Annotated in this window: 7 protein-coding genes; 2 read left to right on the plus strand and 5 right to left on the minus strand. The window is 75.5% G+C overall.

The features are described 5' to 3' along the window. Nucleotides 1–70 precede the first annotated feature (70 nt). Complete coding sequence (bdeA, locus tag CCN42_RS38190) at nt 71–991, minus strand: bis(hydroxyethyl) terephthalate hydrolase (RefSeq protein ID WP_086173301.1); 921 nt, start codon at nt 989–991, stop codon at nt 71–73. Between the two features lie 287 nt (nt 992–1,278). Between bdeA and CCN42_RS38195 the strand changes: the two genes are divergently transcribed. Both CCN42_RS38195 and CCN42_RS38200 read left to right on the plus strand, forming a co-directional pair. After that, nucleotides 1,279–2,175, plus strand: a complete 897-nt coding sequence (locus CCN42_RS38195; protein WP_086741826.1) for a Gfo/Idh/MocA family protein — start codon at nt 1,279–1,281, stop codon at nt 2,173–2,175. Nucleotides 2,176–2,429: 254 nt separating this feature from the next. Continuing rightward, on the plus strand, nt 2,430–2,636 hold the full coding sequence (locus CCN42_RS38200) for a hypothetical protein (protein ID WP_086173299.1): 207 nt from the start codon (nt 2,430–2,432) through the stop codon (nt 2,634–2,636). A 157-nt stretch (nt 2,637–2,793) separates the two neighbouring features. Here CCN42_RS38200 and CCN42_RS38205 read toward each other — a convergent pair whose 3' ends face one another. The 4 genes from CCN42_RS38205 to CCN42_RS38220 all read right to left on the minus strand — a co-directional run bounded on the left by CCN42_RS38205 (nt 2,794) and on the right by CCN42_RS38220 (nt 6,754). Then, nucleotides 2,794–3,300: a DUF5709 domain-containing protein gene (locus tag CCN42_RS38205; protein ID WP_086741827.1), complete on the minus strand. Its 507-nt coding sequence runs from the start codon at nt 3,298–3,300 to the stop codon at nt 2,794–2,796. A 138-nt stretch (nt 3,301–3,438) separates the two neighbouring features. Further along, the gene (gene prcB / locus CCN42_RS38210) at nt 3,439–4,278 is read right to left on the minus strand and encodes a proteasome subunit beta (RefSeq protein WP_086741828.1); all 840 of its coding nucleotides are present in this window, start codon (nt 4,276–4,278) and stop codon (nt 3,439–3,441) included. 74 nt (nt 4,279–4,352) lie between these two features. Next, nucleotides 4,353–5,294 (minus strand): lysylphosphatidylglycerol synthase domain-containing protein, encoded by a 942-nt coding sequence (locus CCN42_RS38215; RefSeq protein WP_086741829.1) that lies wholly within the window; start codon nt 5,292–5,294, stop codon nt 4,353–4,355. Continuing rightward, nucleotides 5,291–6,754 carry a hypothetical protein gene (locus CCN42_RS38220; protein WP_086741830.1) on the minus strand — a complete coding sequence of 488 codons (1,464 nt, stop codon included), beginning with the start codon at nt 6,752–6,754 and terminating at the stop codon, nt 5,291–5,293. Before CCN42_RS38220 ends, CCN42_RS38215 begins: the two co-directional genes overlap by 4 nt. Between the last annotated feature and the right edge of the window lie 44 nt (nt 6,755–6,798).

The raw sequence follows: 6,798 nt of genomic DNA on the forward strand, positions 1-6,798 counted from the left end.
CCCGGCACACGCACACGGCGGCCGCGCCGGGGAGGGCGCGACCGCCGTGGTGCCGTGGGATACGGCGCGGTCAGGAGGTGTGCGGGCAGTTGCCCCGGTACTCCTCGATGGTCAGGCTCGGGCGCGGCAGCGGGCACAGGAACTGCTCGTAGCGGGTGTCGTTGTCGATGAACCGCTTGAGCCAGCTGATGCTGTACTTCGCGATCGTCGTGTCGTTGCTGTTGGGCGTGAAGTGGGTGGCGTTGTTCAGCTCCAGGTACGCCTTGTCCAGCGACGACGGCAGGTTCTGGTAGAACGGCTCGGCGTGGCTGGAGACCGGGGCGATCGAGTCGCCGTCCGCGCCGATGATCATCGTGGGCGTCCTGAGCTCGGGCCAGGTCTTGTCCAGGTTCCACGGCGTCAGCGGGATCGCGGCCTGGAGGGAGGGCCGGTCCTTGGCCGCCTCCAGGCTGCCGCCGCCGCCCATCGAGTGGCCCATCACGCCGAGCCGGGTGGCGTCGACCCGGCCGCGCACGGAGCTGCGCTGGGTGAGGTAGTCCAGCGCGGCGAGGAGCTGGTCACCACGGGAGTCCGGCTGGTCCATCGTGGTGTTGGTGTCGATGGTGAAGACCACGAAGCCCTGGGAGGCCAGCCGCGGGCCCAGCCAGGCGATCGACGACTCGTAGGCGGTGAAGCCGGGCGAGATGGCCACGGCGCCGAAGGTGCCGTCCGCGGTGCTGGTCGGGTAGTAGATCGTGCCGCCGCCGAAGCCGGTGACGGCCAGGGAGGAGACGGAGGTCTGCGAGACGGCGTAGGGGCCGCGCAGGGCCTCGATGCTCGACTGGGTGGGTGCCGGACCGCGCTCGTAGGGGTTGTCGGCGGCGTGGGCACCGGTGCCGCTGAGGGTGCTGAGCCCGATCACGGTCGCGGTGGCGGCGGCGAGCCCGGTGAGGCGGCCCGTGCGACGGCGTCGGCGCGGGGTGGCGGAGTCGGTGCGGTGCTGCTGCTGCACGTCGAGTCGTCCTCTCTGTCGTGCGCTCTGGGGATGTGGGGTGTGCCGTCGGAACGGCTCGCCCACTGTCGGCGCGGTACGGCACGACAGGCACCGGCAAAATCACCGGCCTCGTGGCGGGAGCGGACCGGTGCGCGCGTCTCCCGGGAGCAGACCGGTGCGCGCCCCTCCCGGCTGCGGGGAACCGGCTTGCGCGGGCGGCCGGTGGGTGTGGCAGGCTCGCCAGGGCCGGGCCGTCCCCACGGCACCGGCCGTCAGAACGCTCGGCACCGTGGAGAGGCGGCGGAATGCGCATCGGACTGCTCGGCACCGGACCCTGGGCGCGGATGGCCCACGCACCCGCCCTCGCCGGGCACGAGGCAGTGGACTTCGCCGGAGTGTGGGGGCGGCGCCCGGACGCCGCGAAGGAACTCGCGGACCGGTACGGGGTGCGCCCCTACGACGACGTGGACACGCTGCTCGCCGACGTGGACGCGGTGGCCGTGGCCCTGCCGCCGGACGTCCAGGCGGAACTCGCGGCACGGGCGGCGCGGGCCGGCCGCCATCTGCTGCTGGACAAGCCGCTCGCCGTGACACCGGAGCGGGCGCGGGCGGTGGCCGACGCCGCGCGGGAGGCCGGCGTGGCCTCGGTGGTGTTCTTCACCTCCCGCTTCCAGGCCGAGACCGAGGCGTGGATCGCCGAACAGGCGGCCACCGGCGGATGGTTCACGGGACGCGCCCAGTGGCTCGCCGCGCTGTTCCCCGGCGGCGCGCGGACCTCGGACAGCCCGTTCGCCGCCTCTCCGTGGCGCCGCGAGAAGGGTGCCCTGTGGGACGTCGGGCCGCACGCCCTGTCCGTGCTGCTGCCGGTGCTCGGCGACGCCCGGCGGGTGAGCGCCGCGGCCCCCGGCCCCGGGGACACCGTGCACCTGGTCCTCGAGCACACCGGCGGCGCGTCGAGCACCCTCGCCCTGAGCCTCACCGCGCCGCCCGAGGCGGCGGGGGCCACCGTCGAACTGCGTGGCAGCGCCGGGGTGGCGGTCCTCCCGGACCGCTCCGAGGGCGTCGTCCCCGCCGTGGCCAGGGCCGTGGACGCCCTGCGCGAGGCGGCGGGCACCGGCCGCCCGCATGCGTGCGACGCCGCGTTCGGTCTCCGGGTGACCGAGATCCTGGCCGAGGCCGAGGCCCTGCTCACGGCCTCCTGACCGGCGCCCGGCCGCCCTCGGTCGGCGTGCCGGCTCCGCGTTGCAGCACACCCGCCGACGACCCGCCCGGCGGAACGGGCGGAGGAGGTTATGCGCGGGCCCTGGAAGGTACTCCTCGCGGGACGGGAGCGGGCCGCCGGGGGCGGTGCCCCGGCGCCTCCGGATGCACGGTGCGCTCCCTGGGTGAATGGTGTTATCAGACCCGTTGCCAGCACCGGGGCCGAAACAATGATCCGGACCGAGGAGCGGAGATCATGTCGACTTCACATTCCGGCGCGTCCCAGCCGTCCCAGGACCGCGCCACCCCGGACAGCCTGCTCCACACCCGCACCGGCACCGATGTGTCGCCGGAGGACCTGGTCCTGGCCTCCGGCAAGGACCTCACTCCGCGCAACCTGGAATGGGCCCAGCGCAAGCTGGACCAGGAAGGGCCGGCCGCCCTCGACAAGCTGCTGCCTTAGCCGGCCGCCCGGCCGTCACCACCCCTGACGCCGGAAGCCCGGCCGTCACAACCCCTGACGCGGACCGCCCCCTCCGTCCGCGTCAGGGGATTTCCTCGCCGACCCGTCCGTCCGTTCGTCCGCGTCAGGGATTCCCTCCCCGACCCGTCCGTCCGCGTCAGGGGGTTTCCTCGTCCACCGGCGTCGTCATGTCGTCGTCGGTGATGTGCATCGCGGCCTCCTCGGCGCCCGCGGCGCCCCCGTCGATGCCCACGTCCTCGGCGACCTGTTCCCTCGTCGTGTCGGTGTGGGCGCCCTCGTCCGGGGCGACCAGCCGTCCGGCACGGGCACCGCCCGCCTCCGGGTCCACCGGTTCGCCGTCTCCGCCCGGCAGGTCCCCGATGTCGTCCGCGGCGGCCTCCTGGGCGTCCGGCACCTCCTGGGCGAGCCGCTGGTCGAGGCTCTCGCCCTCGTGCTGCTCGGCGGCCGTGGTGCCGTACTTGGTGACACCCAGCGGCTTCTCCGGCGGCGAATAGCCCTCGTCGAGGGTGTCGTCGTAGGTCCGCTCGTCCAGCGCGTCCTGGAGGTCCAGGGGCGCGGCGTCCTCCTGCTCCTCGTTGGTTCCGGTGGGCTGGTAGGCGTCGTCCGCCATCGCATCGGTCTGCGCGCGGTCCGTGTCGGCCATGGCTGCCTCCCTGTCGTGCCGGGGCTCGGCTCGTCGGTTCGTTCGTCCTTCCGCGTTTCCCGATCCGCCGCCTCCAACCTGGCGGTTCTCGTCACACCGGAAGGAGCCGACCCGGCCCGGCCGCGGACGGCCGCCGCCTCAGACAGTGGCGCTCGGGCCGTCCGGGCGGACATTGCGCTGCTCGACCATCGTGCGGCTCAGCTCCTCCGTCTCCGGTTCGGGCAGGCGCTCGAAGCCGTCCTCGGTGATGACGGAGACGATCGGGAAGATCCGGCGGCCGATGTCCGGTCCGCCGGTCGCGGAGTCGTCGTCGGCCGCGTCCCACAGCGCCTGGAGCGCGGCGAGGGCCGCCTCCCGCCTGGACAGGCCGGGCCGGTAGAGCTTCTTCAGCGCGCCCCGGGCGTACGGCGAGCCGGAGCCCTCGGCGTGGAAGCCGGTCTTCTCGTAGGTGCCGCCTGCGACGTCGAAGCCGAAGATGCGGCCCCGCCCGGCCTCGTAGCCGGCCAGCAGCGGGACGACGGCGAGGCCCTGCATGGCCTGGCCGAGGTTCTGCCGGAGCATGGCGGACAGCCGGGTCGCCTTGGCGCTGAGCGACATCGGCGCGCCCTCGATCTTCTCGAAGTGGGTCAGCTCGACCTGGTAGAGCTTCACCATGTCCAGGGCGAGGCCGACCGTCCCGGCGAAGGCGACCGCGGTGTGGTCGTCGGCGGGGTGGACCTTCTCCAGGTCGCGCTGGGCGATGAGGTTGCCCATGGTGGCCCGGCGGTCGCCGGCGATCAGCACGCCGTCGCGGTAGGTGAGGGCGAGCACCGTGGTGCCGTGCGGGGCGGTGCCGGGGGCGGCGCGGACGCCGTCGGGCAACGGGCTGCGGGTGGGCAGCAGTCCGGGACGGTGGGCCGCCAGGAACTCGGTGAAGGACGCGCTCCCCGGAGTGAAGAACTCCTCCCCCAGCCGGCCTTCGCTCGTGTCGTACGCCATGCCACTCCCCCTCGTCCTCGCCCCGACATCCCGACTCCTACCAGAAGCGGTCCTTCGGGAAACACCTGTTCCCGTCACAGCGTCCGGCGCCGCACCAGTACCGCCAGCACCAGCAGGCCCGGGATCAGGGGCAGCCAGACGGTCAGCAGCCGGTAGCCGAGCACGGCGGAGGCCGCGGCGGCGGCCGGGGCCCCGGCCGCGGTCAGGGCGAGGCCGAGCGCGGCGTCCAGGGAGCCGAACCCGCCGGGGGTGGGCAGCAGGGCGGCGGCGCTGCTGGCGGCGAGATAGAGGAGGGCGACCCGGGCGGGCGGCAGCGGCAGGGCGACGGCCTGGGTGACGGCGATCAGCGCCACGGCGTGCAGCCCGGCGAAGGCCAGCGAGCCACCCCACAGGGCCACCGCCCGGCGCGGCCGGGCGTGCACCGCCCGCACGTCCGCGAGGACGGCGGCGGCGGCCCGGCGGCAGCGCGGCCACCGCCGGGCGACGGCCAGCAGCACGGCCAGCAGGACGGCGAGGACGAGCGCGATCCGGCCGACGGAGCCGGGCGGCAGCCGCAGGACTCCGGGGCAGGCCAGGGCGAGCACGGCGATCAGCGCGCCGCGCACCACCGCCCCGGCCGTCGCCTTGACCGCGAGCGCGGTCGCCGAGCGGCCCGCGGGGAGGCCGCAGCGCATGAGGAACCGCAGGGTCACGGCGCTCGCGCCGACCCCCGCGGGCAGGACGTGGTTGGCGGCGGAGGCGGCGAACTGCGCGGCGACGAGCCGCCCGGCGGGCAGCGCGCGGGGCACCGCGCCCTGCTGGGCGATCGCGGAGCACGCCCAGGTGGCCGTCACGGCGGTGGCGGCGACCAGCAGCCATCCGTGGTCGGCGACGGCGAGCCGCCCGGCGCCGCTCGCCAGCACCGGCCAGTGGCGGTGGGCGAGCCATCCCGCGGCGGCCAGGACGGCCAGGGTGAACAGGGTCTGCCAGTACGTCCGGCGGCGGGTGGGCGACGGCGCGTACGCCTCGGGCGTCACGCGGGCCCGCCCGCGCGGGCCGGCGCCGGGGCCAGGTACAGGTGCAGCCGGTCGAAGCGGTACGGCGCCCAGGAGCGGGCGTACGGCGGCGGGGAACCGCTCGACGTGCCGAGGGCGGCGACCGGGATGCGGCGGGTGGCGTCCAGGATGGCGGGCACGGTGATGTTGGCGTTGTTCCCGCCGGTCGCGGCGGAGGAGCAGCCGGTGTAGTAGGCGAGCGGGATGGCGGTGTGCCCGGTGAGCAGACAGGGCGGGCGGACGCCCAGCCGGTGCAGCTCTCCGGCGGTGTGCGCCCAGGCGCGGCGGTCGTCGACGGTGCGCTGCACGGTGCGGTCCAGGACGACGAGCTGGACGGCGAGGTGTCCGGCCAGTCCGAGCGCGACGAGGCTCGCGGCCACCGGTCGCCACCGGCCCCGCGGGGCGGTGACCAGCTGCCACAGCGCATCGGCGACGGGGAGCGCGGCCAGCGCGTAGGCGGGCAGCAGGAAGCGGGGGGCCGCGTAGCCGATCAGGAACAGGTACGGCACGGCGGCGGTGGCCGCGCAGGCGAGCGGCAGCGCGGTGGGCACGGGCCGGCGGGCGCGGACCGCGACGACCAGGGCGGCCGCGGCGAGCGCCCACAGCGCGAACCACCACGCGGTGATGGCGGGGTGGGGCAGCGGCCCGGTGCAGGGCCGGCACAGGGTGCGGCCGATCAGGCCGCGCAGCTGGTCGTCGACGGCGAAGTGCCAGCCGAGCCCGCCCTGGATACGGGAGGCGTCGGAGAGCCGCTGGGCCGGGCCGCCGTGGCTGAGGTAGGCCTCGACGACCCACTGGGCGCCGCCCGCGGCGAGGCCGGCCACCAGGACGGCGAGCGGACGCCACCGGCGGGTGGCCAGGGCGAGGACGAGCAGTGGTGCCGTCACGTAGACGGCGTCGGTGGGCCGCATCAGCGCCATCAGCGCGGCACTCCCGGCGATGCCCCACAGGGCGGCCCGGTCGCGGTCGTCGGCGCGGGCGCGCAGGAAGCAGCCGACGCAGGCCAGTCCCCCCACGGCCACCCAGTAGTTGGGCATGGCGCTCGGGGCGTAGAAGAGGGTCACCCACAGGGTGGCGAACAGGGCGCCGCCGGTGGCGAGGACACGCGGCGGGAACCGGCCGCTCCAGGTGCGCAGGGCGAGGTGGAGGGCGAGGCCGGAGAGGACGGCGAGATAGACCCGCAGCAGCGCGGTGGACGACGACCAGGAGGCGATGGGTGCGACCAGCACGGTGACGCCGCGGGCGCGGGGCGCGCTGAAGAACGCGGCGGGGGCGTGGTCGCCGACCTGGCTGACGTAGACGATCTCGTCCCAGCCGAGGCCCATGGCGGGAGGTACGAGGAGGAGTTGGACGGCGGTGAACGCGCCCGCCACGACGGCGACGGCGCTCGGGGTGCCCAGACGCAGGGCGCCCGCCCGGGTGACGCTCGCACTCTCGGCCATCCCTCGTCCTTCCGCCGGCGGCTCGCGGGGCGGGATCTGACGCC

The organism is Streptomyces glaucescens (assembly GCF_002154375.1).
Classification (GTDB): domain Bacteria; phylum Actinomycetota; class Actinomycetes; order Streptomycetales; family Streptomycetaceae; genus Streptomyces; species Streptomyces glaucescens.